Source organism: Corynebacterium sp. H128 (assembly GCF_037482625.1).
Classification (GTDB): Bacteria; Actinomycetota; Actinomycetes; order Mycobacteriales; family Mycobacteriaceae; genus Corynebacterium.
In genome coordinates, this window is sequence record NZ_JBBHKW010000001.1 from 91,824 (window position 1) to 116,361 (window position 24,538).

The window sequence follows — 24,538 nt, forward strand, 5'->3', positions numbered from 1 at the left end:
TCTGCGCGAGAGCATGGCAGACCTTGGTGCAGAGCCCTTATTCGACGCAGAATACGAAAAGAACAAGGCGCGGGTGCGCAATCGTGCCTTGCTCTTGCTAGATCAGCGGGCCAGGTCGATCCATGAACTTAGGCAGCGCCTGCTTGCCGCGGAGTTTGAACCAGCCTTGGTCTCCGACGTTGTGGCAGACCTCGTGCGCTGCGACCTGCTCAACGATGAAGTCTTTGCTGCAGAATGGGTGCGTCAACGGCATCATGCACGCGGGAAATCCCGGCGCGCTCTCGAGCTAGAACTCATCGCCAAAGGGATTGCGCCGGAACTTCGCGAACAGGCACTGGAAAGCATCGACCACGAAGACGAATCCCGCATGGCGCGCGACCTAGCGCTGAAGAAAGTTCGCGCCATCCGGACAGTGCCGAATGACCGCAAAGAATACGACAAACTGCTCCGCAGGGTAGTAGGACAGCTTGCCAGGCGTGGCTATGGCGAATCTATGAGCTTCAGCATCGCTAAGCAGGTGCTCGACGAGCGCATTCAAGAACTACGCTAAAAATTGAAGATGCCCCACCGCAATTCGTGCGGTGGGGCATCGGCACTTAAAAGGACTATTCGGTGATCGGCCGGAGGTCCTTGTGCGCTGGGTCGTGCCAGTCCACATTCACGTTGTCCTTGGTTTCCAGACCCTGCGATGGGTGCTCCGGAACCTTGGCCAGAATGTTCTTACGGGCACGACCAGCGCGGAGCTGGCGTTCGATGCGCTCTGCCAGCGTGGTGAGCGCATAGTTGATGATGATCATCACGATGGCCGTGATTGCCAGCGCGGCAAGGAAGTTGCGGTAGTAAGACGCAGACTGCATGCCACTGCGGACCACTTCGATGTAGCCGAGCTGGTACCCAAGGGCAGAGTCCTTCAGCGCGATGACCATCTGGGAGATAATTGCCGGCAGCATTGCTGCAACCGACTGTGGCAACAGGATGGACCACATGGTTTGTCGATGGGACATGCCCAGGGCACGGGCGGCCTCCACCTGCCCCTTCGGCAGCGACTTGATGCCGGAACGCAGAATCTCTGCAATCACGGAACCGTTGTACATGGTCAAGCCGAAGACAACTGCCGCGAACGCCAGCTGGGAGGATGGGAAGACGGCGTACTTGGCAAAGAGCTGGTAAGCAAAAATCATCAACAAGAGCACTGGGATGGCGCGGAAGAACTCTACGACTATTCCGCAGAAGCCCCGCACGATGGCGCTCTCCGAAAGTCGACCGAGTCCGAGTGCCACGCCCATAGCCAAGGCGAGGATGATGGAAACCACGGCGGCCTTTAGTGTGCCAAACAGGCCTGGCAGCAGATACGTCGTCCAAGTAGTGGACTTCAGGAACGGGGTCCACTTATCAGCGGCCAACTGGCCGTTGACGTGCAAAATGTTGATCACCCAAGCTGCGACGGCCAAGGCCGCCAGCAAAGTAGCGATGGTGATGATGATGTTGAATCGACGACCTTTGGGGCCGGGGGCATCATAAAGGACTGTTGCGCGTACAGAAGACATTTACTTCTTCACCGCCAATCGGTTAGAGAGCGAGCCGACGGCAAGACCCATCGGGAGGGTGAGAATGATGAATCCCAGCGCAAAGATTCCAAATACCAAGAACAGCTGGTTTGCGTGGTTCTCAATCGTGGACTTCATCAGCAGCGAGGCTTCCGCAACACCGATGACTGAGGCGATGGTCGTATTCTTCGTCAGCGCGATCAGTGTGTTGCCCAGGGGCACGATAGCTGCGCGCAGTGCCTGGGGAAAGATCACGGAACTGAAGATCTGCGGAAAGGTCAATCCCAGGGAACGAGCTGCCTCTGCTTGACCGAAGTGGACTGTGTTGATGCCCGAACGCAGGGACTCAGCCACAAATGTCGAGGTGTACAACACAAATCCCAATACAGCGAGCCAGAAGTTGTTGTTCTTAATGAAGTTGTCGTTCTCCGGCGCCAACGTCAGGCCTAGGTTCTGGTACAAGCCCACGGAGCAGAACAGGATGATCAGCGTCAGTGGGGTGTTGCGAACGATATTGATGTAGGCGGTGGAGATAGAGCGTAAGAAGGCGACAGGCGAGACGCGCATCGCGGTCAAGATCGTGCCAAGCAGCATTGAGCCGATGGCAGAAAAGAAGGTCAGTTTGATAGTGACCCAAAACGCCAAGATGAGTTTGGGTTCCAGATCGGTCCATAAGGTGTCCATGTGTTCCCCTTAACTACTTGGCGTCCAGGAACGACAGGTCGCCTGGCTCACCCTGCTCGACAACCTGAGCGTCATCGCCCAAGTTTTCCTTCAGAAAACGGTCAAAGGAGCCGTCGCTGTACATCTTCTCCAAGGCCTTGTTGATGGCTTCGGTGGAGGCTTTGTCTCCCTTAGCGTGACCAATGCCGTAACGCTCGTTGGTAAACGGTTTACCGTCGGCCTTATTCATTTCGACGACCTTAAACTCGCCGTCGTATTGCGCGGCGAAGCCGTAGAGGATGGTGGCATCCGTGGTCAGGGCATCTACCTTCTTCTGGTGGAGAGCTTCCACACAAGAAGAATAGGAGTCATATTCCTGCAACTGGACACCCGGCAACTCGGCCTTGATCTTTTGCGCTGGGGTAGAGCCGGTCACGGAGCAGAGCTTGCGGCCGTTGGCAAGGTCAGTGAGTTGGTTGAGGGAATCATCCTCTTCACGGACAAGCAAGGCCTGATGTGTGGTGAGGTAAGGTCCGCCAAAATCGACGGCTTTAGCGCGGTTAGCGTTGATTGAGTACGTCGCGGTAATCATGTCTACCTCGCCGTTCTTGATCAGCGTCTCGCGCTGTGCCGATGGCGTCTCGCGCCACGTGATGTGTGGCTGCTGCCAACCATTTTCCGCTGCGATCGAGTTGACCACGTAGGTGGCCACATCGACGTCGAGGCCGGACATGGATTTGTCGGGGTGCCGCAGACCGAGGCCCGGCTGATCATATTTGGTACCCAGGATCACTTCGCCGGACTGAATGCTGTCTAAGACGCTGCGTGGCTCTGAGCTGCCACAGGCAGCCAATGCGAACAGCGATGCTGCGGCGCTTATGGCTGCCGCGCAAGATCGAAATAGTTTCATAGCGGGCCCCTAGTGTCCGAGGATCTTGCCGAGGAAGTCCTGGGCGCGATCAGACTGTGGGTTGTTGAAGAAGGACTCTGGGTCACTGTCTTCCACGATGGCACCATCGGCCATAAAGAGAATCCGATGTGCGGCCTTGCGCGCGAAGCCCATTTCGTGAGTTACACAGACCATGGTCATGCCTTCCTTGGCCAGGTCGGTCATGACTTCGAGAACCTCGTTGACCATTTCCGGGTCGAGGGCCGAGGTTGGCTCGTCGAAAAGCATGATGTGTGGGTGCATGGCCAGGGCGCGGGCGATAGCAACGCGCTGTTGCTGGCCACCAGAAAGCTGCGCCGGGTATTTCTCAGCCTGTGCCGCAATCCCAACTCGTTCTAGGAGTTTGAGGGCCTGCTTGTCCGCTTCCACCTTGCTCATCTTGCGAACCTTGCGAGGCGCAAGGGAGACGTTTTCCTTGATGGTGAGGTGTGGAAAGAGGTTGAAGGACTGGAAACACATGCCGACGTCGGCACGCAGCTTGGCGAGGTCTTTGCCTTCTTCAGGCAGCAGCGTGCCGTCGATGTGAATCGTGCCTTCATCAATGGTCTCGAGCCGGTTGATAGTGCGACACAGCGTGGATTTGCCGGAACCGGAGGGGCCGAGGACGACGACAACCTGGCCTTTGGGTATTTCCAGGTTGATGTCTTTCAAAGCGTGGAAGTCGTCGAAGTACTTATTGACGCCCTTCATGGAGATCATTGGGTGTTGTAGGTCACTAGTCATGGCACAACTATAGAGTAGTGTTCGTCACATTCAAAGTGGAAAGTAACCCCGCTCGGGAGCTGGCCATACCCGATTTAGGATCCCACTCGCGCCACACTAGACTGAGCTACCGTGTTGGAGCAACAAAATACTAAAACGTACGAGGTCCGGACCTTCGGGTGCCAAATGAATGTGCACGATTCCGAACGGCTGTCCGGCCTGCTCGAGGAAGCAGGATATGCTCCGGTCCCCGACGGCAATGAACCAGATCTAGTGGTGTTTAATACCTGTGCGGTACGAGAGAACGCTGATAAGCGGCTTTATGGCACCCTCGGCACGCTGAAAGGCGTCAAGGACAACCACCCGGGGATGCAGATCGCCGTAGGCGGTTGTCTCGCGCAGAAGGACAAAGAAACCGTGGTGAGCAAAGCGCCGTGGGTGGACGTTGTCTTTGGCACGCACAACATCGGGTCCCTGCCGGTGCTGTTGGAGCGAGCCGCTCACAATGACAAAGCGCAGGTAGAAATCGTCGACTCTCTCGAGCAATTTCCCTCCGTATTACCTGCGAAGCGCGAGTCCGCCTACGCAGGCTGGGTCAGCGTCTCCGTCGGCTGCAACAACACCTGCACCTTCTGCATCGTGCCTTCCCTGCGCGGTAAGGAAGTAGATCGCAGGCCGGGGGAAATCCTCGCCGAGGTGCAAGCGCTAGTGGACCAGGGGGTGTCCGAAGTGACGCTGCTCGGGCAAAACGTCAACGCCTACGGTGTCAATTTTGCTGACCCCGAACTGGAGCGAGATCGCTCTGCCTTTTCTAAGCTGCTACGCGCCTGCGGGGACATCGAGGGCCTGGAGCGCGTGCGCTTCACCAGCCCGCACCCAGCGGAATTCACCTCGGATGTCATTGACGCAATGGCAGAGACACCTAACGTCTGCCCGCAGCTGCACATGCCGCTGCAGTCCGGTTCGGACAAAGTACTCAAGGAAATGAAGCGCTCCTATCGTTCCGCAAAATTCTTGAGAATCCTTGATGAGGTGCGCGCGAAAATTCCGCATGCCGCGATCACCACAGACATCATCGTCGGCTTCCCAGGGGAAACCGAGGAAGACTTCCAGGCCACCCTCGATGTCGTCGAAAAGGCGCGTTTCACCAGTGCCTATACCTTCCAGTACAGCCCGCGTCCGGGTACCCCAGCGGCGGAGTATGAACGTCAGGTTCCGAAGGAAGTGGTGCAGGAACGCTATGAACGCCTCCTTGAACTCCAAGAACGGATCTGCCGGGAAGAAAACGAAAACCTGGTGGGGACGGAAGTAGAACTCCTGGTACAGGCGGACGGTGGCCGTAAGAATGATCAGACGCATCGCCTCACTGGCCGGGCCCGAGATGGCCGCCTAGTGCACTTCGCGCCCCAGGGCAATGTTGAGGGCGAGATTCGACCGGGCGATGTGGTGACCGTACAACTGACCGGCGCGGCCCCGTACTTCCTGATCGCCGATGATGGGGTTCTCACACACCGGCGTACTAAAGCAGGGGATATGTCGGCGGCGGGCCGGGTCCCGACTACTGCCCCCATCGGCGTAACCTTAGGGCTGCCGAAGATTGGCGTGGGTATCGAGCCAACCCCGGCCACCCAAGGATGCTGCTCCAGCCACTAAGTTGGATAGACGAGCCTAAAGCAATATCTCCAAGAAGTCAGGAAGAGCAAAGCAGTGAGTGATTCAGCGGAAAATAGTGCGCAAGAATTGGCGGAGCAGGAGCGCCAAGCTGCCCGGCGGCTGGACATGTCTGGGTACCGAGTGCCCTTGTTCGCCGGATCACTCATCATCGTGGTCAGCTGGTTTCTGCCTTACACCGGTAACATCACTGGCCTAGATATCGCACTATTTTCACAGCGCTCTGTTGACTATGGCATCGCAGTGCCAGAACGCGCCTTTGTGTTGCTCTGTGCGCTGGGGCCAGTGGCGCTGACCTGGGCAGCATACTTTCTGAAGTCCACCCGGATTGCGCAGGTAGCGTGGTTCTTCTCCGGAATTTCGATGTTCTATTCCATCTTCGCAATCTGGATGCGACAGACCCGCGATCAAGGATACGGTCCGGGACCCGGGTTGATTGTGGCGGCTCTCGCCGTGTTGTTGGTGGTCTATGGCCTCTACAACGTAGTCACCCTGGTCAGCGATGAACAGGAAGAGATCGCAGCGCAGCGGCGTAAGCAAGTCGAGCTCGATCCCGTGGCTAAGGTGCAGCTTTCGAAGATGGCGGAGAACAAGAACGCCACCGGCGCGCCTATCGACGACCGCCGGGCACGCAGCGCGGAACGTCGCGCTGGGGCTGCCGGACAGGATCAGCAGCCTACTGACTAAGAGCTCTCAAGCTTGCGCTGCCACGCGCTGGCATAGCCCACCGGAACGCTGCCGAGTTTGCGATTGAGCGCAAGCATGGCAGCGTTTTCTGTTGCCACAGCGGTATACACTCGCTGCACGCTGGGGCAGGATTCCTGCAGGACGGCTAGGGCGCGGCGCTTTAGTGCTTCGCCGAGGCCCTGACCGCGATACTCGGGAAGCACATACGTCAAGCCCTGCACTGCAACCTCTGCGGAGAATCCCTCGTGGATCCAGACCTCGGACAACGCACAGACTTGCCCCGCTGGGGACAATGCTAGGGCATGGTAGTTTCTGGTGCCCAAGGAGCGAAAGTGCGAGGTCGCTTCCTGCAGTCGTGACTCATCCCACGGGGCTTCTTCGACGAGCAGCATTCCGAAGGGTTGATCGGCAGAGGCCTGCTGATACAGCGCAGCCACACTCGGCAGTAGCTCTTCCGGAAAGTCCTCGTTGGCAAAGCCTAAGGTTTTTGTGTCCGTCGTTTTCCCGGGGAGGGGGAGACTGAGCACACTTTCTACTTGGGTGAGTGCTTGTTCGAAGCCGCAGTCCTGGAAGAGCGGTGCCAGCGCATCATTAGTAGTCAGGCTGTGTTGTTGCCACAGCTGGAGCACCGTGCGCCCATAGCGCGGGGCAAGCGAGGCAGCTGCCTCCAGTAGGGCGCGCACGACCTCCGCTGCTTCCGCACCTGCTAAGTCTCCCGGGAGCGGTTGTAGTTCCACGTCGAGGACGATGGACAATTCCATGGTGTGGGTGTTGTCGGCGAGCGGGAGGTTGATAATCAGCCAACCAAGGGCCTCCGGGTCCGGCGTTGTTCCGGTGCAGGGCAGGAGCGGGATTGAGTTGCTGTCGGCTGCTGCTTGGCACAGCGAGCGCGCGGATTCCGGCAGCATGGCAAGGACTACTGTGCGGGCATGCGGCGAAGGGTTGGCGAGCGCGTCGAAGAGCTCGTTGACACCGCGTGAGGCATCGGTGTGGCCTGTGATTTCTTGCGCTGCGAAGTTGGCCATTAATGCCAAAGAGCGGAGCACATCCGCCGGCTCTTCGCTGGGATTGGGCTCCGCTAGTTGGGCTAAGAACATTTAGAGGTCTTCCACCGCGTTGACGGCTGCGTCGGCCCACTCCTGCCACTGGGCAGCTTGGGCACGCAGTTCTTCCGCTTTCTTGGTCTTGCCGGCAGCTGCAGCTGCGTCTGCCTGCGCGGTGAAGTCATTGACACGCTCGATGAACTGGGCAGCGCGGGCCTGTGCGGCTGGATCTGTGCGACGCCACTGAGCATCTGCTGCCTCTGCCACTAGCTTTTCCAAGGTGCCGATCTTTTCTTCGAATTCGCGAATGCGATTCTTGGGAACAAAACCGATGCCTTCCCACTTCTCCTGCAACTCGTGCAGCTTGCGACGGGCACCTTCAAGGTCCTTGTCAGGGGCTATGAGCGGGGTGTACTCGGCGATCAGCGCGTCTTTCGCTGCTGCGTTGTCCTGGAACTCGCGATCGCGTTCATCATTGACTGCGGAACGCGCATCGAAGAAGAAGTCCTGTGCGGCTTTGAAAGCATTCCACAGTTTGTCGTCGATCTCTCGCGGTGCACGGCCGACAGCCTTCCACTCCGTCATCAGGTCACGGAAGGAACGGGCGGTTTCCGCCCAGTCCGTGGAGTCCTTGAGTTCTTCAGCCCGCGCAACGAGGGCCTCCTTGGCCTTGCGAGCGGCGGCGCGACCCCGATCCAACTCGGCGAAATGGGAGCCACGTCGCCGGTTGAAAGAGTCGCGGGCGCGGGAGTAGCGCTTCCACAAGGCATCATCAGTCTTGCGATCAATGCCGCGGATACTCTTCCATTCCTCCAGGATCTCCCGGAGTCGGTCGCCAGCAACCTTCCACTCAGTGGAGCTGTCCCCAATGGTTTCGGCTTCGGTGGCGAGGGCCTCCTTGCGAGCAATGGCGTGCTCGCGAGCTTTTGCCTTGGCTTCCTTGGCAGCTTCACCGGCCTGCTCCGAAGAAGCGACGATTGCGTCTAGGCGCTCGTCAAGGGCAGCGATGTCTCCAATGACAGCGGCCTCCGGCAAGGTCTTCTTCAAGTCAGTGGCGGCCTGACGGATGTTCGTGGCATCGTCGGGATGAGCAATCAGGCGAGCTTCCAGAAGCTCAACCTCGGTTGCCAAGTCATCAAAACGCGTGCCGTAGTGAGCAAGACCCTCCGCAGGGGTGCCGGCCTGCCAAGAACCGATCAGCCGCTCGCCGGCAGAAGTCTTGACAAAAACATCACCGTTGTCCGCAATCCGACCCCACTTAGCTGGATCATTGGTGGTCACCGAAGTCGCAACAACTGGCACCACAGGTGGTGTTCCACCTTTCGCAGCCTGTGTTCCTGGGCGAGCACCCGGGCGTGGTCCAGGTCGAGGCCCAGGGCGTGGGCCAGGCTTTGGAGTTGGAGTTGTCATGGGAACGTCCTTCGGTGTCTTGCCGCGCGACACGGCTGCCAATAGAAACTTAGGTTTTCAGTTTAGCCGGTTAGTACCGGGCCCGCGCATACTCCACTAACAAAACGACTCCGCGCGCTAGAGTGATGAGGTGCCCGTCATATTTATGCCCTCTTCACCAGCGCTTGTGCCCGAGTTGGGGATCGGGGACGCAGATAGCGCCCGCCTACTGCGCAGCATCCGCGAGCTTATCGACGCCACCAGTGCTGCGTACCCGGTGACGTCGATAAGCCTGGTTGGTAGCAGGGACCCGCGCTCCTACACCGCCCACACCGGGAGCTTTCGAGCCTGGGGTGCCCCGCAGTGCAATGTCGGTGCGGGTAATCATCTGGCGGAACTTGTGCAGCGGTATGTGCTCAAAGGGTGCGAGCTGCCGGTTATCGTCGGCGAGTCGGTTGCTATCACCACTGACACACTGGTGCTGTACGCACTCGATGGCCCGGCCGGATTGAGCGCAGCCGCGCCGCTGGCACTGCTGCCAGGCGCGCAGCAGCGTCACGAATGGTGTCTAAAGGTGCTGCGTGGAGGCGCAGTAGCGTGGCCGAGTTCTGCCGAGCTGCGGGCAGATGGAATAGTAGAGCCAGCAACCTGGCTCGCTTTGCGTGAATTGAAACCGGCACACGCCGAGGTAGTGGCAAGCTCCCAAGCTCACGGTGTGGGCCGGTACGTAGCCTGGTGGAAGGAATGACGATGAAGCCAATTGCAGTGGTGGGGCCTACCGCCTCCGGAAAATCAGCCCTAGGGGTTGCGTTAGCGCATCGCTTCGATGGGGAGATCATCAATGTCGATTCCATGCAGCTGTACCGCGGCATGGATATCGGTACTGCCAAGCTGACGGTCGCAGAGCGAGAGGGCATCCCGCATCACATGCTTGATGTGTGGGACGTGACCGAGACCGCTTCTGTGGCTCGTTACCAACATGACGCTCTGGTCTGCGCGGAGGACATCATCGCCCGGGGTAAAACACCAATTCTCGTGGGCGGGTCGATGCTCTATTTGCAGTCGCTCGTAGATGACTGGCAGTTCCCGCCGACCGACCCGAGTGTGCGTGACAAGTATGAAAAACAACTGGCGGAAATTGGGCTAGCGGCCCTTCACGCAGAACTAGCAGCAGTGGACCCCGCCGCAGCAGCAATCATCGAGGACAATGATCCGCGCCGCACCGTCCGCGCGCTAGAGGTTATCGAGCTTACCGGGCAGCCTTTCGCTGCCAGCCAGCCACCGATCAACAAGCCACCGCGCTGGGGGCTTACCTTGCTAGGACTGCGCACTGAAAGCCAATGGCTCAATCCGCGCATCGAGCGGCGAACCACCATGATGTTCGAGCGCGGTTTGGTTGCAGAGGTGGACGCATTGCGTTCCCAGGGGCTGGTCCCGGATTCCACAGCAGGTCGCGCGATTGGATACGCGCAGGTGCTGGCAGCGCAAGAGGGGGAATTGTCTTGGGAAGAGGCCGTTGAGCGGACCATCACCGGCACCCGCCGCTATGTACGACGCCAACGGGCATGGTTCAACCGAGACAAAAGGACTCACTGGTTAGATGCTGCCGGGGATACCCTCAGCCAGGCGCTGCAAGTGCTGGAGAACGCGCCCGCTGCGATTGACTCAGACCGCGACTAATTCGTGCCGAGTTCGCGGGCCGCACGGCGCGCTGCGACCCAACTTTGTCGTAGCACTGCGGCGCGCTCGTCAGTGATTTCTAGCAGGTGCGCCGCCTGGTGCTGCGACATCGGTGCGGCCAGCCGGGCAGGTAAGCGGTGGAGGTATCGCTGCGCGTTGGCGTAGTCCTCGTGAAAGCTTGCGATCGCGGGTACGGTGCAGTCTTTATCCGCCAGCGCGGGCCGCAGTAGGGTGCGATCTGCGAGTTGCTCTGCGTCGGCACCGGTGCAGAATTCATCAAATTCATCCAGGACATCGGAAATGTCGCGAGCACTGAGTTCAATTGCAGCCAGTGTTGCGGAGAGCTCCCCGGCCCCAGCTCGACGTGAATAAGCATTAGCAAACAAGCCGAGGATAACCAAGGATAGAACGAGGCCCGGAACCTTGAGCAGCCAAATCAGAAGGAGGCAGACGGCTAAGACCGGCAGTAATAGCCAGACTGGCACAGCACTCAACCTCCTTCTGTATCAGAATGTGCCCAGGTTGCTAGCCATGGGCGTCGGCACGCTAGTGGCCGCCGCAACCACCGCCGCAACCACCGGAACCGCAACCGCCGTCGCCACCGCAGCCAGCGGGCGCCTTGATCTGCCCGGAGAGCAAGAAAGTGCCAGCAACCACGCTGCCATCGGCGGGAACCTCGCCGGCTGGCAGGCATACGTCGATATGGAATGGTGAGGTGGCCACAGCATGCAGGAACTGCTCACCAGTGAGCTCATTGGTGCGCAGGGCGGCGCCAAAGATCTCCACGGCGAGGATAGCGGAGGCATCAGGTAGGTCAGCAGAACCCGAATTGATGATCTCCGCGCCCTTGCTCCGGATCTCGCCCGGGGTGACACCTGCTGCCGAAGCTTCGGCTGCGGAAGAGTAGACAGTAGCATCCACTGCTAATGCGGAGAGCTGCAGCCGCTGCCACTCCTGGGTCGGCTCCTCTACGAGCAGTGGCCCCTGGGCGAGGTTAGCGGCGACGGAGACCTGGTGGTAGCCCTCGTCGTTAACAATGTCACACAGTGCCAGCACGTCATTGATCATGCTGACGTGTGCATCGTGTACTGAATCAGCCTTGAAGCCGGCGAAGGTGGTGAAGGGCTCGGCGGCCAAAATGAACATCTGGGCCCCGGAAGCATCCGTGAACTCAATGAGCTGGCCGTCGCGGACTTCGCCGATAACCTCGAGTTTCTTAGATGCGATGGCCGCTTCTACGGCATCTTGCCAACGATCGAATTTCATGCCGATACTCAAAAGATCACGTGTCATGACCTTAAGTCTAAACCGCTAGCCAAAGAGATAAGGACATACCCCGCCGGATGCGTATTAGCTGCAACAACCGTTGACATGACACAATGGAACGCAATGACGAATAACAATCACGAAGACCTACTCAGTGCCGCCTTTAAAGATCACCGGGAACCTGTTGCCGCGGTGGACGAAGGCGTGGATCTCACCGAGCTGATTCCGGTAGCGGAAGACGTTCCCACTGTGGGCGATCTAGACCTAGAAGCTCGTGACGCGCGTCGTAAGCTCACACGTGGCGGCCAGGTCCGAGACACGGAGCACCGCGAAGGCTACGACGTTGAGTACCGTAAGCTGCGCCTGGAACGCGTTGTCCTCGTCGGCGTATGGACAGAAGGTACGACGGCGGAGATTGAGGCCAACATGGCCGAACTTCGCGCTCTCGCGGAAACCGCCGGTTCCGAGGTCACCGATGTGCTGTACCAGAAGCGCGATAAGCCCGATTCCGGCACATACATCGGCTCGGGTAAGGTGCGCGAGCTGAAGGACATCATCGTCGCCACCGATTCGGACACCGTGATTTGTGATGGCGAGCTGAGCCCGAGTCAGTTGATCGCGCTCGAAGAGGCGCTGAACGTTAAGGTCATCGACCGCACGATGCTGATTCTGGATATCTTCGCGCAGCACGCCACCTCCAAAGAAGGCAAGGCGCAAGTCGCGCTGGCCCAGATGGAATACCTGATTAACCGGGTGCGAGGTTGGGGTGGCAATTTGTCCCGCCAGGCTGGTGGTCGTGCTGGCTCCAATGGAGGCGTTGGTTTGCGCGGTCCGGGTGAAACCAAAATTGAGGCTGACCGCCGTAGATTGCGCGCTGATATGTCACGGCTGCGCAAGGAGATCGTCTCCATGAAGACGACGCGTGAGACTAAGCGTTCACGCCGTCGTTCTAGCACCACACCCCAGATTGCGATCGCTGGGTATACCAACGCGGGCAAGTCCTCCCTAATTAACGCAATGACAGGCGCGGGCGTGTTGGTGGAGAACGCACTGTTTGCCACCCTTGACCCCACCACCCGTCGCGCTGAGCTTGCCGACGGCCGCACCGTTACTTTCACCGACACGGTCGGCTTCGTGCGCCATCTTCCGACATCCTTTGTGGAAGCCTTCCGTTCCACGCTCGAGGAGGTAGTGGACGCGGACCTCGTGTTGCACGTAGTCGATGGCAGCGATCCTTTCCCGTTGAAGCAGATCGAAGCTGTGAACGTCGTCATTACTGACATTGTTCGTGAGTCTGGCGTAGAAGCCCCACCTGAGATCATCGTGGTCAACAAGATCGATAAGGCGGATCCGCTGACTTTGGCAGAGCTGCGTCACTCCCTTGACCAGGCAGTCTTTGTCTCTGCTCAAAGTGGTGAGGGGATCCCAGAGCTGCAGGCACGCATCGAGCTTTTCCTAAACTCACTGGATGCACATGTGCATCTGCAGTTGCCGTTTACTCGCGGAGATGTTGTCGCTCGGCTGCATACTCAAGCCACTGTGCTGTCGGAAACCTACACCGAGTCGGGCACGCTTCTCGACGTCCGGCTCCCGCAATCCCTGGCCGCAGAGCTTTCCGAGTTCGTGGTGGAACCGGACCTGTAGCTAGCTCTCGTTTGGTTGATTGCCCACGCAGCACCCATAATGTTTAGACGTGAGCACACTAATGCGCTGGACCGTCCATGGTGACGGGAAAACTATCAACCCCGGGGCAGTAGTTGCGCCCGAAGAACGCCTCAGCTGGGGCCGCACCATTGGCATCGGCATGCAGCATGTTATCGCCATGTTTGGGGCAACGCTGCTGGTCCCAACTCTCACCGGATTCCCGGTCAACACCACGTTGTTGTTCTCAGGGCTGGGCACCATACTTTTCCTCCTGATCACCCGCAACCGCTTGCCGTCTTATCTCGGTAGTTCTTTCGCCTTCATCGCGCCGCTCATGGCAACGCAGGCTGAGGGGATCAGTGTTCAGATCGGCGGCGTTTTGGTCGCTGGCCTGACACTCTCTGCTATCGGCGTGGTGGTAAAGGTGGCCGGCAAGCGGGTCATCGATGCAGTTATGCCACCCACGGTTACCGGCGCAATCGTGGCATTGATTGGACTCAATCTGGCACCAACCGCTGCCAAGAACTTTGGGGCTCAGCCCTTGGTTGCTGCGGTTACTCTGTGTGCGATCCTCGTTGCAACGGTCGCTGGCCGTGGCATGATCGCTCGGCTCGGAATTCTCATCGGTGTCATCACTGGCTGGGTGTTCGCAGCGGTGACCGGCAACCTTGCTGAGGGCACTGCTGAGACCATCCGGCAGGCGGCGTGGTTTGGACTGCCGACTTTCCATAGCCCCGAGTTCAAGATCTCAGCCATCTTGGTCACCCTGCCGGTGATCATCGTGCTGGTGGCGGAAAACGTGGGCCACGTGAAGGCAGTGTCTGCTATGACCGGCCGCGACTTAGACGATCTCGCTGGTGATGCGCTGATCGCGGACGGCTTGGCTACAACTCTGGCCGGTGGCTTCGGTGGTTCTGGTACCACCACGTATGCAGAGAACGTCGGGGTGATGGCTGCAACCAAGGTCTATTCGACGGCAGCCTACTGGGTCGCTGCGCTCACCGCTATCATGTTGGCGTTCGTCCCAAAGTTCGGTGCGTTGATCTTTACCATCCCCATTGGAGTGCTGGGCGGCGCCACCATCGTTCTATACGGTTTGATTGGCATGCTCGGCGTGCGCATCTGGCAGGATAACCAAGTGAACTTCAATGATCCGGTTAACCTCACTGCCGCCGCTGTGGCTTTAGTCGCGGGCATCGGCAATCTCACCCTCACTGTGTTTGGCATCGAGTTGGAAGGCATCGCCTGGGGATCAGCAGGCATCATCGTGATCTATCCGATACTGCGCTGGCTGTATCTGCATATCGGGGAAGGTCGGCTCGCCGGACGCTTCAGCTAGTAGTTGCTACATGAAAAAATCCTAGGAACGATGCGGTTCCTAGGATTTCTTTTATGCTGTGGGACTACTCAGCGTCGAGGTCCTTGGCGATCAAAGCTGCGATCTTCTCTACAGCTTCGGCGTTTTCGGAGGAGACCACTACCTGGTCATCCTTCTCAGCGCCCATAGCCATGATCATCAGAGAAGAAGCAGCATCGGTTGGCTCTTCGTCATCCTCACCGACGAGCGCGAGGTAGATATCCTCGTCGTACTCGCCAGCAGCTTCAGCGATGATGGTAGCAGGGCGAGCGTGGAGTCCAACGGCGGATCCAACGGTTACGGTGGTGGAGTGCATGTGCACGGTCCTTTCTATTGCGGGCGTTTGTCCGCAAGTGTAGTGAAAAACTTAAGGTTAAGCGTTAGCGGCGGCAACTGCTTTATTGGGCCAGAATTGCTTCATTGCCACAACTGCGACAGCTGAGACCAAGGAGCCGACGACGATCGCAAGTAGCCATGCCCATGCCGGGTTGATGGCGAACAAGACGAACAATCCGCCGTGTGGCGCATGAGATCCTGCGCTGAGCCCCATGGAGATGGCACCGGTGACTGCGCCACCGAGCATCATAGATGGGATTACCCGCAAGGGGTCCGCCGCCGCAAATGGGATGGCTCCTTCGGAGATGAAGGACAGGCCCAAGAGCCACGCGGACTTGCCGTTCTCCTGCTCGGCTGGGGTGAACAGTTGTTTCCGAACGAAGGTAGCCAGGGATAGCGCGATCGGTGGCACCATGCCGGCAGCCATGACAGCGGCCATGATCTCCAGTGAGGCTTGATCGCCGGTGGAAAGTCCGGCGGTGGCGAAGAGGTAGGCAGCCTTGTTCACAGGGCCACCCAGGTCGAAGCACATCATCAAACCGAGAACGATACCGAGAACGACGGCGGAGCTGCCTGCCATGCCACCAAGCCAGGTCTGCAGTCCTTCCATGATGGCGGCCAATGGGCGGCCCAGGAAGAGGAACATGACCAGGCCGACGGCCAGGGAGGTGAGCAACGGGATGATCACCACCGGCATCAGCGATTGGATGATGCGTGGCACCTTCCAGTTCTCGATCCAGTACGCGATCAGGCCCGCCATGATACCGGTGATCAAACCGCCGATGAATCCTGCGCCCAGCGTGACGGAGATGGCGCCGCCGACAAAGCCCGGTGCGATTCCAGGACGGCCAGCAAGTGCGTATGCGGTGTAGCCAGATAGCGCAGCGACGATGAACCCCATGGCCGCCTGGCCGGTGGCAAACAATACTGCGCCTAAGTAGAGGGCGAGGCCGGCGCGGCGGAATTCGGTGTCGACGCCGTCGATAGCTACGGTATGGCCCGGCAGGTTATTGAAGGAATAGCCGGTGGCAATTTCCTTCCACCCCGAGGCCATGTCATAGTCGCCGATGAGGAAGCCAAGGGCCAATAGCAGGCCGCCGGCGGCGACAAAGGGCACCATGTAGGACACACCAGTCATCACAGCCTGCTGGATTCGCTTGCCCCAGCCGAGCTTGCTGGCGGATTCGCTGCTGTCTGTTGTAGCAGTGGTGCCACTGACGCGGTGGGCGTTCGGATTCTGAGCGGCGGCCACGGCCTCATCCAGCATCTTCTCTGGTTCATTGATGGCGCGCTTGACACCGGATTCGATGACAGGCTTACCGGCGAAGCGTTCGCGGTCTTTCACTCCCACGTCGGTAGCGAAGATGACGGCGTCGGCGCTTTCAATGACGTCGGCAGGCAGCGGGGTGACAGCGGAGGAACCTTGGGTTTCTACGTTGATCTCAACATCTTCACGCTTTCCGGCCGCCTGGGTGAGTGAATCCGCGGCCATATAAGTGTGAGCGATGCCAGTGGGGCAGGCAGTGATGGCGACGAGGCGAGTGACCTGCTTGTCGACGCCAGCGGCAGGGGCAGCTTTCGTTTCCTGCTGCTGTGGGTGCAGCACCTCATTTACCAGATCCACGATCTCAGCTTCAGTCTGAGCGGAGCGCAAGGCGACGGCGAACTCATCTTTGACCAATGCACGTGCGAGGGTGGAAAGGATCTTCAGGTGTGCTTTCCCGCTACCTTCAGGTGCAGCGATGAGGAAAATGAGGTCAGCGTCGCCGTCTGGGCCACCGAAATCAGCAGCTGGTTGAAGACGCGCGAACGCCAACGTCGGTTCAGAAACCGCTGAGGTGCGGCAGTGGGGGATAGCAATGCGACCCCGGAAGCCAGTCGGGGATTTTGACTCGCGGGCTTCGGCATCAGCCTGCAATACCTCGGGCGCTGTAGTCCTGCCAGCGGTGGCGACGGTAGCTACGATGTTCTTGATCACGTCGCCGGCGGTAGTGCCGAAGTCTTGATCGAGGCTGACGAGCTCCGTGGAGATTACTTGAGCAGTCATTAGTTGGGTCCTTCTGAGCTAGGTTGACGGAAGGTCGAGGGGAAAGACGGTTACTTGGTTCAGTCGGAGGTCTTCCGGCGCAGGAATTTGGGTTCCAGGCAGGGAGGCGGCTGCTGAGCCATACGCCACGGCAGTGGCCAGGCAATCCTGGGGCGGAAGTCCATCACCATGCGCCATGACGAATCCCGCTAGGGAGCTATCGCCGGCACCTACAGTGGACACCGCCTCGGTCGGGGGCGGAGTCGCAGCCCAGGCACCATTCTCGGAAACCAGCACAGCGCCCGCCGCACCGAGGGTTACCAATACAAATTCCACGCCACGTTGGTTGAGTTTCCGGGCAGCGGTGACGACGGGGATGAAATTGCCTGCAGCGGCCTGTGCCTCCAGGTCTTCGCCGTCGACGCCTACCGCCTGGCCGAGCTCTTCGCCATTGGGCTTGATCACGTTGGGGCGAGCAAACTCTAGATTTTCCATCAACGCCTTAAGGGCGGCATCAGAGGTATCGATGGCAATCTTGGTTTCTGGGTTGACGGTACGGATGGCGTCGGCAAGCTGCGCATACCAATTCTTGGGGGCACCCGGTGGCAAGGAGCCGGCGAGCACCAACCAGTGGGCGGCTTCAGCTTTGAGGGCTAGGGTTTCCTCACAGTGCGCAACAACCGCTTCAGGCAGCGCTGGGCCCGGACCGTTAAGTTTGGTGGTTGCGCCGCCGGGCTCCGTGACGGTGGTGTTAGTTCTTACTCCGCTTTCGCTGGTGACGAATTGGTAGTTAACGCCCGTCTTTAGCAAGAGACGGATGAAGGGGTCATCCGCTGGAGCGGGGAAGACCGCCAGGGTGGCCTTTCCGGCGCGGTGGGCGGCAACACTGACATTGATGCCCTTACCGCCCGCTACATTGCTCACGCTGTGAAGGCGATGCACTGTGCCGCGCTTGAGTTCGGTATCGAGTTCGAGTGTGCAGTCGATACTGGGGTTAGCGGTGAAAGTAAGGATCATGAAACGACTACCTCAATTCCAATCGATTCGAGGCGGTCACGGTGATCCGGATCAATGCCCGAATCTGTGACCACGATGTTGATGTCTTCTAAGGTGCCAAAAGTGACGAGGTAGTCCTTCTGGAGTTTGGTTGAGTCGCAGAGAACCATGATGTTGCGTGCGCCTTTGATCATCGCCGACTTCACTGCGGCCTCGGAAGGGTCTGGGGTTGAACAACCGTGGTCGAAAGAAAGTCCGTTAGTTCCCATCACTGCGAAGTCGGTCCGGAGGCGCTCGATTTCCAGCACCGTGTGGTCGCCCACTATCGCACGCGTGATCGGGCGAATACGACCGCCCACCACGTGCACGTTTGTCAGGCCAAATTCGGCAGTAAGGTTGGCCACCGGAATTGAGTTGGTGATCGCCGTCAGTGGGGCAATGCCGTGGAGCTGACTGGCTGAAGCCATTTCACGGGCGAATTCAAGGGTGGTAGTACCGGCATCGATGCTGAGGCTAGAAATGCTGGTTTCAGCTGAAATGCGGTTCCACGCTGCCAACGCGATGCGGCGCTTTTGCTCCATGTTCACGAGTGCATTGGAACCATACTCAACTTCCACACCAGAGCTTGCGGTGGTTGACACTGCACCACCATGGACGCGGACCAGGCGACCACGGCTCTCCAGAGATTTGAGATCACGCCGGATGGTTTCCGGGGTGACGCCAAAGTGAGTGGCCAACTGGGACACGCTGACGTGGCCGGTGGTTTTAGTCGTATGGGATATTTCAGCTTGGCGCTCTGGTGCTGACAGCATGGTTGCCTCATTCTTTTGCAAGAACTCGAGCGGAAAGAACTCGGGCCAACAAAATGTGATCTGGACTAGCTCGCGGATTTCTTTGTGTTGTTCAGTACCAGCATATCTACGAACAGTGTTGGAATGTCAACAGATGTGACATGTGTTTCAAACATAAAACCACATGCGGGTGTTAGGATTAATCAAAGCTACTTCCTACCTCGTAGACGGGTGATATACGTGACCGAGCAGCAAGATAATTTGACAGTTCAAGGCACAGCGGTAGTTGGAGGCGTGCGATTCGCTCCAGCAGTGTGGATTGCACCACGCCCAGAGCTGCCGACCCCAGGGCAGCCAATTGCTGAGGACAGCCGCGCTGCGGAATTAGATCGCTTTACCGCCGCAGCGGACATCGTTGCAGGTCGCTTAGAAGAACGAGCTTCCCGTGTCTCGGGTAATGCTGCGGAAGTACTCAAGGCTACTGCCGGTATGGTTCGTGACCGCGGCTGGCGCAAGGCGGTTCGTAAGTCGACTGTCGTTGGCCAGTCAGCAGAATTCGCCGTGGTGGAAGCAACGGGCAAGTTTATTGAAATGTTCGAGAAAGCCGGCGGCCTGATGGCAGAACGCGTCACCGACCTGCGCGACATCCGGGACCGCGTCATTGCTGAACTCAAGGGCGAGCAGGAGCCCGGGCTGCCACAGGTTGACGGGGAGGTGGTGCTTTTTGCTGACGATCTCTCGCCTGCGGATACCGCAGTGCTGGATACGGACAAATTCATTGCGTTGGTGACCCGCCTGGGCGGCCCGACCAGCCATACCGCGATCATTGCGCGCCAGCTGGGTGTGCCGTGTATTGTCGCCGCTGGCGATGGTCTACAGGACATTGAATCAGGCGTGGCCGTGCTTGTTGACGGCACCCTCGGCACCGTGGTTACCGGGGTTGCGGAGGAAGAAGCTCGCCAACAAGTGGCGGAGTCGCAAGAACGGGCAGCGAAGGTAGCTAAGTGGCGCGGTCCAGCTCAGACCAAGGACGGGCACCGCGTGCAGCTGTTGGCAAACGTTCAGGATGGCAACGCCGCCCGCATCGCAGCTGACTCCCAAGCAGAAGGAATTGGGCTTTTCCGCACCGAATTGTGCTTCCTTTCGGCGACCTCTGAGCCTTCTGTTGCTAACCAGGCTGAGGTATATCAGCGCGTTTTCGAAGCTTTCCCGACGTCGAAAGTCGTGGTCCGCACCCTCGACGCTGGCTCCGATAAGCCAGTTCCTTTCGCCTCTATGATGCATGAGGACAATCCAGCACTGGGCGTTCGCGGTTTGCGCATCGCCCGCAAGAACGAGGAAATGTTGAATCGTCAGCTGGATGCGATTGCGCTTGCCTCGCAGCAGGCCGGCCGCTCCGCCGATGCTCCTACCTGGGTGATGGCCCCTATGGTTGCCACTGCCTACGAAGCGAAATGGTTCGCTGGCCTGTGTCGGGAGCGTGGTCTGACTGCGGGGGCGATGATCGAAGTCCCAGCTGCCGCACTGATGGCAGATAAGCTGTTGCCGCATCTTGACTTCGTTTCTATCGGCACCAACGATCTCACCCAGTACACAATGGCAGCGGATCGACTCTCCCCAGAACTGGCCTACCTCACCGACCCATGGCAGCCGGCAGTGCTGCGGTTGATCCAACATACCTGTGAGGTGGCGAAGGTGACGCAGACTCCGGTTGGTGTTTGTGGTGAAGCAGCGGCTGATCCGCACCTTGCCTGCGTGCTCACCGGTTTGGGTGTCTCTTCGCTGTCTGCTGCAGCTACTTCTGTCGCTGGCGTTGGTGCGCAGCTGGCGGAAACCGACTTGGAGGTATGTGAAGCAGCGGCGAAAATTGCGCTTGATGCTTCGGGTGCCCAAGAGGCCAGAGCAGCGGTTGCGGAGCTCCTCGCAGGTTAAAGCTCGCGCACGCTGACGTGTTCCGGCGCTAGGACATCTGGGGTCGGGACAGCGCGTTGGGCGTCGCCTATCGGTGCGTTTGCGTAGGCCAGCGCCGAGGTCAGGGCGGCGACGGGGTCCTTCTCCACGTCTTTGAGCAGCGCGCCCGCAAGGGCGGCGTCTATCCAAGGCAGCCACTGCTTACCGGGTGTGCCACTGTAGGCGCCTGCGTATCGACGCCCACGGGAAAACAATTCAAAGTCGCCCCGATCCCAGCACATGAGGATGTGGGGGACTTCGGCGTCGAGAAGCGTGGTGAACCATTCATCGACGCTGGAGCGCTCAGTCACGCTGGTGCCATCAATGACCAGGAAGTCTGGCTTGGTGGTGTATACCTGCCGCAATACCGCATGTAAAGCCTGATTCGAGGTGGAGACGGCAATTTTGGTGTTGCGATGGTACAGGCGCAAGGCGCGAATAATATCTACGTACCAGGTGGCATCGGCAATGTCCGGTAGCACGCCCGCTAGGACAACCCATTCGGCTGTTTCTGCCTGCGTCACGCACAAGTCGCGCAGCATGGCCAGCTGGGCAACGTTGAGGCGCATCGGGGGATCGACGAACTGCAGTAGTTGTCCATCCGGCGCATCGATCAGGTAGCGCACTGGCACGGGGCCTGGGACATCCACTAGGTCGAACGGTAGGCCAAACAGCTGCAGCATTCGGCTGAATTGGCTCACTTCCGGGGCGGGGGCGATCACGGAGGTTTCCGCGCCGGCACAATACAGGGCCTGAGCAACGTTGACGCCACCGCCGGCGGGTACGATCGCAACCTCGGTCAGCTTGTTGACCTCTGTCCACGACAGCTCAGATTGCAGGTGGGAGGTCCGGAACAATTCGGGGGTCGTGGCAACGGTAAGGATCATGATGCGATGATTACCTGAATTTCGCGTTCACGCAAGGCATCGACGAAAGATTGTGGGGCCCCGGAATCCGTAATCACAACGTCGATGTCGTCGATTCCCGCGAAACTGACCAAATAATCATTACCCAACTTGGTGGAGTCACACAGCACAACTACTTGCTGCGCGTTGGTGATCATTGCCCGCTTGACCGCGGCTTCTTGGGAGTCTGCAGTAGACAGTCCGTGATCGAGGGTGAGTGCGTTTGTGCCGATGAAAGCGACATCGGCGCGCATGAGAGCGAGGGTGCGTAGCGCAGTATCGCCGACGACTGCCTGGGTGATCGCACGTACTGTGCCGCCGAGAAGTTGAACTTCATCGATGCCTGAATTAGCTAGATTCAGCGCAATGGAGAGGCAGTTGGTAACGATTGACCAATGGCGCGCACTGGGATGATCCACAATGAGTTCAGCGAGCGCGGATACCGTCGTACCGGCATCAAGAAAAATTCCCCCGTTGCGGGAGGGGAGGAAATCGAGCGCGGTGCGGGAAATGGCGGTTTTGGCGCTAGAGGCAGACTTGTAGCGAGTGTCCAGGCTGAACTCTGTAGTTAGAAAGCTCTGTGTAGCTACAGCGCCACCGTGCACGCGGTGAATAATGCCGTCTTGAGCCAGTACGGCGAGATCGCGACGCACAGTTTCCGCAGTGACATCAAACCGTTGTGCTAACTCGGTCACGTTGACGCGGCCCTCGATAGCAGTCAGCGAGGCTATCTGGCGTCGGCGCTCTTCTGCATACAAAATGGGACTCCTTGGTTGGGGGTGAACACGTGAAGCGGGATATCACGTGTCCCGCGGCTTCGTCTGGGGTGTGACGAAACACGTTGCAAACTCCATATAGTGTCCCACAAAACCAATGTCCGATCGGGCGTACCGGACATATCCCACAGTGAAGAGCTCCGTCTGACCCCCTAAACGTGGTTAAAAACCGGTCACGTTGGTGGGGTTAACCGCATTAAGGCTTGCTTAAGGGGTGTAATGCCTGCATATTACAGCTTTCGTAGCACGGAGACGACCTTGCCCATGATCTGCGCGGTTTCGCCGGGGATAGGTGCGAACGCATCGTTGTGAGGTAGCAGCCAGATGCCGGTGGAGTCTCGATGGAACTCTTTAACCGTTGCTTCTCCATCGAGCATCGCAGCGACGAATTCACCCTCTTCGGCAACGGGCTGGGAACGGACGACCACCCAGTCGCCGTCTAGGATGCCTGCATCCTTCATGGATAGTCCCACTACCTGCAACATGAAAAGCTCGCCGTCCCCGACGATTTCTGCAGGAAGGGGGAAGTAATCCTCGACGTTTTGCTCCGCCAAAATCGGGTTACCGGCGGCGATGCTCCCTACGACAGGAATGAAATGGGCGGGGGAAGCAGACTCTGGCTTGTCGGCCTTAGCTGACTTGGAGCCAGGCTTTGGCCCCGCCTTTGGCTTATCCATGCCCGGCATGATGCGGACATCCACTGCGCGGGGCTTGTTGGGGTCGCGCCGCAAGTAGCCCTTTTCCTCGAGTTGACGCAACTGATAAGCCACGGAAGAAGTCGACTGCAAGTCGACGGCATCGCCAATCTCGCGGATGCTTGGTGGATAGCCGCGCAACACCACTGCATCGCGGATTACTTCAAGGATGCGGCGTTGCCGGTCTGTGAGCTTGGGTTGCGGGGAGTTGCGCTTAGTGGGGGCCATGTCTGTTTAATCTCCTGCGAATCTTTGGGGCGAATAGACGAACGTGTTCGAAAACGTGCGAAATTGCATGCAGCCCCAGTGTTCTAGAGCTAGTTCGATCATAACAAGAAAAGTCCGGGTAGCACAGCTTTCCTGGCGGGAAATACTGAACAATTTCGAAAATATGGGCCAAAGCTAGACATTCGAACATAACCGTGCTAAAAATCGAACATAGCAACTAAATTCGAACATGTGAACGAGGTCTAAGAGTTGCTGTCCGAACCCTTCACTAGCTTTTAGACCACAACACCTCAACTTTTTAAAAGGAACCGCTATGACCATGATCTCAGCACGCACAGCAAATTACTCACCGCAGCGCTCTTTGGGTGGTGGGGTAGTACCGCCAGCAGCAACATGGAACGGAGAGTACTCTCGCCCCGGCGTCCAGGTTCGTACTCGCTACACCGTCCAACACCGGGCGACCTGCGCTTCACATGCTGACCATCCGCGGACGTCACCTCGGGATATGCGACGTGCAAAGAGACAGGAGTCTCTTGCTCAGATTGCTTTGGGGGGAATCTTAGGGTTGGCCGCGGTGATCGGCATGGTTATGGCGGAACCGGCCGTGGAACAGCCCTATACGGAAACTACTGTTGCTACCCAGTTGGCAACTGTCCAGGCCAAGTAGCGCCTCTAAGTTCGAATTCTGAAGAAGTGCTGGCTAGGATTGTTGACGCACGCTTCCGGCTTACTGGCGTGTGAAGCAAAATGATCACCTATCTGGGCTGGAGTGCACTGTGTATTGTCCGTTTTGCCACAACAACAACTCGCGCGTGATTGATTCGCGTGTGATTGACGCCGGGGCTGCTATTCGGAGACGGCGCGAGTGCGCCAATTGCGAGGGACGCTTCACTACAGTGGAAAAGGCCGTCCTTCTGGTGATCAAAAGGAATGGCGTCACAGAACCCTTCAGCCGCGAAAAAGTTATCCTCGGTGTTCGACGTGCCTGCCAGGGGCGCGACGTCTCCGATGACGCGCTGAAGCGACTCGCCCAAGAAGTCGAAGAATCAGTACGTAGCCATGGCAGCAGCCAAATCAACGCAAACGATATCGGATTGGCGATACTGGAACCACTGCGTGAACTCGACGAGGTGGCCTATTTGCGCTTTGCCTCGGTGTACAAATCCTTTGATAGCGCTGACGATTTCGAATCCGAGATCCGGTTGATGCGCCGTAGAGCGCGGCAGGAAGACTAGCG

Annotated in this window: 25 protein-coding genes; 10 read left to right on the forward strand and 15 right to left on the reverse strand. The window is 58.5% G+C overall.

The window, feature by feature from the left end; genetic code table 11:
• Window positions 1–13: 13 nt before the first annotated feature.
• A complete protein-coding gene (locus WG915_RS00395; protein WP_339563654.1) occupies window positions 14–550 on the forward strand; it encodes a regulatory protein RecX in 537 nt (178 codons plus the stop codon).
• Between the two features lie 55 nt (window positions 551–605).
• Here WG915_RS00395 and WG915_RS00400 read toward each other — a convergent pair whose 3' ends face one another.
• From WG915_RS00400 to gluA, 4 genes are read right to left on the reverse strand one after another with little or no spacing between them, the layout of a single operon-like run.
• A complete protein-coding gene (locus WG915_RS00400) occupies window positions 606–1,547 on the reverse strand; it encodes an amino acid ABC transporter permease (protein ID WP_339563387.1) in 942 nt (313 codons plus the stop codon).
• On the reverse strand, window positions 1,548–2,231 hold the full coding sequence (locus WG915_RS00405) for an amino acid ABC transporter permease (protein ID WP_339563388.1): 684 nt from the start codon (window positions 2,229–2,231) through the stop codon (window positions 1,548–1,550). It abuts the gene before it with no gap.
• A 13-nt stretch (window positions 2,232–2,244) separates the two neighbouring features.
• A complete protein-coding gene (locus WG915_RS00410) occupies window positions 2,245–3,120 on the reverse strand; it encodes a glutamate ABC transporter substrate-binding protein (RefSeq protein WP_339563389.1) in 876 nt (291 codons plus the stop codon).
• 9 nt (window positions 3,121–3,129) lie between these two features.
• Window positions 3,130–3,858 (reverse strand): glutamate ABC transporter ATP-binding protein GluA, encoded by a 729-nt coding sequence (gene gluA, locus WG915_RS00415; RefSeq protein ID WP_339563655.1) that lies wholly within the window; start codon window positions 3,856–3,858, stop codon window positions 3,130–3,132.
• 135 nt (window positions 3,859–3,993) lie between these two features.
• Between gluA and miaB the strand changes: the two genes are divergently transcribed.
• Both miaB and WG915_RS00425 read left to right on the forward strand, forming a co-directional pair.
• Complete coding sequence (gene miaB, locus WG915_RS00420; protein ID WP_339563390.1) at window positions 3,994–5,514, forward strand: tRNA (N6-isopentenyl adenosine(37)-C2)-methylthiotransferase MiaB; 1,521 nt, start codon at window positions 3,994–3,996, stop codon at window positions 5,512–5,514.
• 54 nt (window positions 5,515–5,568) lie between these two features.
• Window positions 5,569–6,219: an Rv2732c family membrane protein gene (locus WG915_RS00425; RefSeq protein WP_339563391.1), complete on the forward strand. Its 651-nt coding sequence runs from the start codon at window positions 5,569–5,571 to the stop codon at window positions 6,217–6,219.
• Here the strand turns inward: WG915_RS00425 and WG915_RS00430 are convergent.
• On the reverse strand, window positions 6,216–7,316 hold the full coding sequence (locus WG915_RS00430; protein WP_339563392.1) for a GNAT family N-acetyltransferase: 1,101 nt from the start codon (window positions 7,314–7,316) through the stop codon (window positions 6,216–6,218). The two genes, WG915_RS00425 and WG915_RS00430, sit on opposite strands and share 4 nt — an antisense overlap.
• Complete coding sequence (locus WG915_RS00435; protein ID WP_339563393.1) at window positions 7,317–8,672, reverse strand: DUF349 domain-containing protein; 1,356 nt, start codon at window positions 8,670–8,672, stop codon at window positions 7,317–7,319.
• Between the two features lie 145 nt (window positions 8,673–8,817).
• Here WG915_RS00435 and WG915_RS00440 point away from each other — a divergent pair, with 145 nt between their 5' ends.
• A complete protein-coding gene (locus tag WG915_RS00440; RefSeq protein ID WP_339563394.1) occupies window positions 8,818–9,399 on the forward strand; it encodes a hypothetical protein in 582 nt (193 codons plus the stop codon).
• Between the two features lie 2 nt (window positions 9,400–9,401).
• On the forward strand, window positions 9,402–10,331 hold the full coding sequence (miaA, locus tag WG915_RS00445; protein WP_339563395.1) for a tRNA (adenosine(37)-N6)-dimethylallyltransferase MiaA: 930 nt from the start codon (window positions 9,402–9,404) through the stop codon (window positions 10,329–10,331).
• On the opposite strand, the gene WG915_RS00450 is transcribed toward miaA, so the two are convergent.
• Together WG915_RS00450 and WG915_RS00455 are read right to left on the reverse strand one after the other, a co-directional pair.
• Complete coding sequence (locus WG915_RS00450; RefSeq protein ID WP_339563396.1) at window positions 10,328–10,816, reverse strand: hypothetical protein; 489 nt, start codon at window positions 10,814–10,816, stop codon at window positions 10,328–10,330. The genes miaA and WG915_RS00450 overlap by 4 nt on opposite strands.
• A 61-nt stretch (window positions 10,817–10,877) precedes the next feature.
• Window positions 10,878–11,624 carry a hypothetical protein gene (locus tag WG915_RS00455; RefSeq protein WP_339563397.1) on the reverse strand — a complete coding sequence of 249 codons (747 nt, stop codon included), beginning with the start codon at window positions 11,622–11,624 and terminating at the stop codon, window positions 10,878–10,880.
• Between the two features lie 96 nt (window positions 11,625–11,720).
• Here WG915_RS00455 and hflX point away from each other — a divergent pair, with 96 nt between their 5' ends.
• Both hflX and WG915_RS00465 read left to right on the forward strand, forming a co-directional pair.
• On the forward strand, window positions 11,721–13,241 hold the full coding sequence (gene hflX, locus WG915_RS00460; RefSeq protein ID WP_445227748.1) for a GTPase HflX: 1,521 nt from the start codon (window positions 11,721–11,723) through the stop codon (window positions 13,239–13,241).
• A gap of 61 nt (window positions 13,242–13,302) precedes the next feature.
• Complete coding sequence (locus WG915_RS00465) at window positions 13,303–14,580, forward strand: uracil-xanthine permease family protein (protein WP_339563656.1); 1,278 nt, start codon at window positions 13,303–13,305, stop codon at window positions 14,578–14,580.
• A gap of 64 nt (window positions 14,581–14,644) precedes the next feature.
• On the opposite strand, the gene WG915_RS00470 is transcribed toward WG915_RS00465, so the two are convergent.
• From WG915_RS00470 to WG915_RS00485, 4 genes are read right to left on the reverse strand one after another with little or no spacing between them, the layout of a single operon-like run.
• Complete coding sequence (locus tag WG915_RS00470; protein ID WP_339563399.1) at window positions 14,645–14,914, reverse strand: HPr family phosphocarrier protein; 270 nt, start codon at window positions 14,912–14,914, stop codon at window positions 14,645–14,647.
• A gap of 57 nt (window positions 14,915–14,971) precedes the next feature.
• Window positions 14,972–16,981, reverse strand: a complete 2,010-nt coding sequence (locus tag WG915_RS00475) for a PTS fructose transporter subunit IIABC (RefSeq protein WP_339563400.1) — start codon at window positions 16,979–16,981, stop codon at window positions 14,972–14,974.
• Between the two features lie 18 nt (window positions 16,982–16,999).
• Complete coding sequence (locus tag WG915_RS00480) at window positions 17,000–17,977, reverse strand: 1-phosphofructokinase family hexose kinase (RefSeq protein WP_339563401.1); 978 nt, start codon at window positions 17,975–17,977, stop codon at window positions 17,000–17,002.
• A complete protein-coding gene (locus WG915_RS00485; protein ID WP_339563402.1) occupies window positions 17,974–18,789 on the reverse strand; it encodes a DeoR/GlpR family DNA-binding transcription regulator in 816 nt (271 codons plus the stop codon). Before WG915_RS00485 ends, WG915_RS00480 begins: the two co-directional genes overlap by 4 nt.
• A 198-nt stretch (window positions 18,790–18,987) precedes the next feature.
• Here WG915_RS00485 and ptsP point away from each other — a divergent pair, with 198 nt between their 5' ends.
• A complete protein-coding gene (gene ptsP, locus WG915_RS00490; protein ID WP_339563403.1) occupies window positions 18,988–20,679 on the forward strand; it encodes a phosphoenolpyruvate--protein phosphotransferase in 1,692 nt (563 codons plus the stop codon).
• Here the strand turns inward: ptsP and WG915_RS00495 are convergent.
• From WG915_RS00495 to lexA, 3 genes are all read right to left on the reverse strand, one after another.
• Complete coding sequence (locus WG915_RS00495) at window positions 20,676–21,584, reverse strand: hypothetical protein (protein WP_339563404.1); 909 nt, start codon at window positions 21,582–21,584, stop codon at window positions 20,676–20,678. The two genes, ptsP and WG915_RS00495, sit on opposite strands and share 4 nt — an antisense overlap.
• Window positions 21,581–22,360: a DeoR/GlpR family DNA-binding transcription regulator gene (locus tag WG915_RS00500; protein ID WP_339563405.1), complete on the reverse strand. Its 780-nt coding sequence runs from the start codon at window positions 22,358–22,360 to the stop codon at window positions 21,581–21,583. The genes WG915_RS00495 and WG915_RS00500 overlap by 4 nt, the downstream gene beginning before the upstream one ends.
• Before the next feature lie 248 nt (window positions 22,361–22,608).
• Complete coding sequence (gene lexA / locus WG915_RS00505; protein ID WP_339563406.1) at window positions 22,609–23,301, reverse strand: transcriptional repressor LexA; 693 nt, start codon at window positions 23,299–23,301, stop codon at window positions 22,609–22,611.
• A 313-nt stretch (window positions 23,302–23,614) separates the two neighbouring features.
• On the opposite strand from lexA, the gene WG915_RS00510 reads away from it, so the two are divergent.
• Together WG915_RS00510 and nrdR are read left to right on the forward strand one after the other, a co-directional pair.
• Window positions 23,615–23,968 (forward strand): hypothetical protein, encoded by a 354-nt coding sequence (locus WG915_RS00510; RefSeq protein WP_339563407.1) that lies wholly within the window; start codon window positions 23,615–23,617, stop codon window positions 23,966–23,968.
• 109 nt (window positions 23,969–24,077) lie between these two features.
• Window positions 24,078–24,536, forward strand: a complete 459-nt coding sequence (gene nrdR / locus WG915_RS00515) for a transcriptional regulator NrdR (protein ID WP_339563408.1) — start codon at window positions 24,078–24,080, stop codon at window positions 24,534–24,536.
• Window positions 24,537–24,538: the final 2 nt, after the last annotated feature.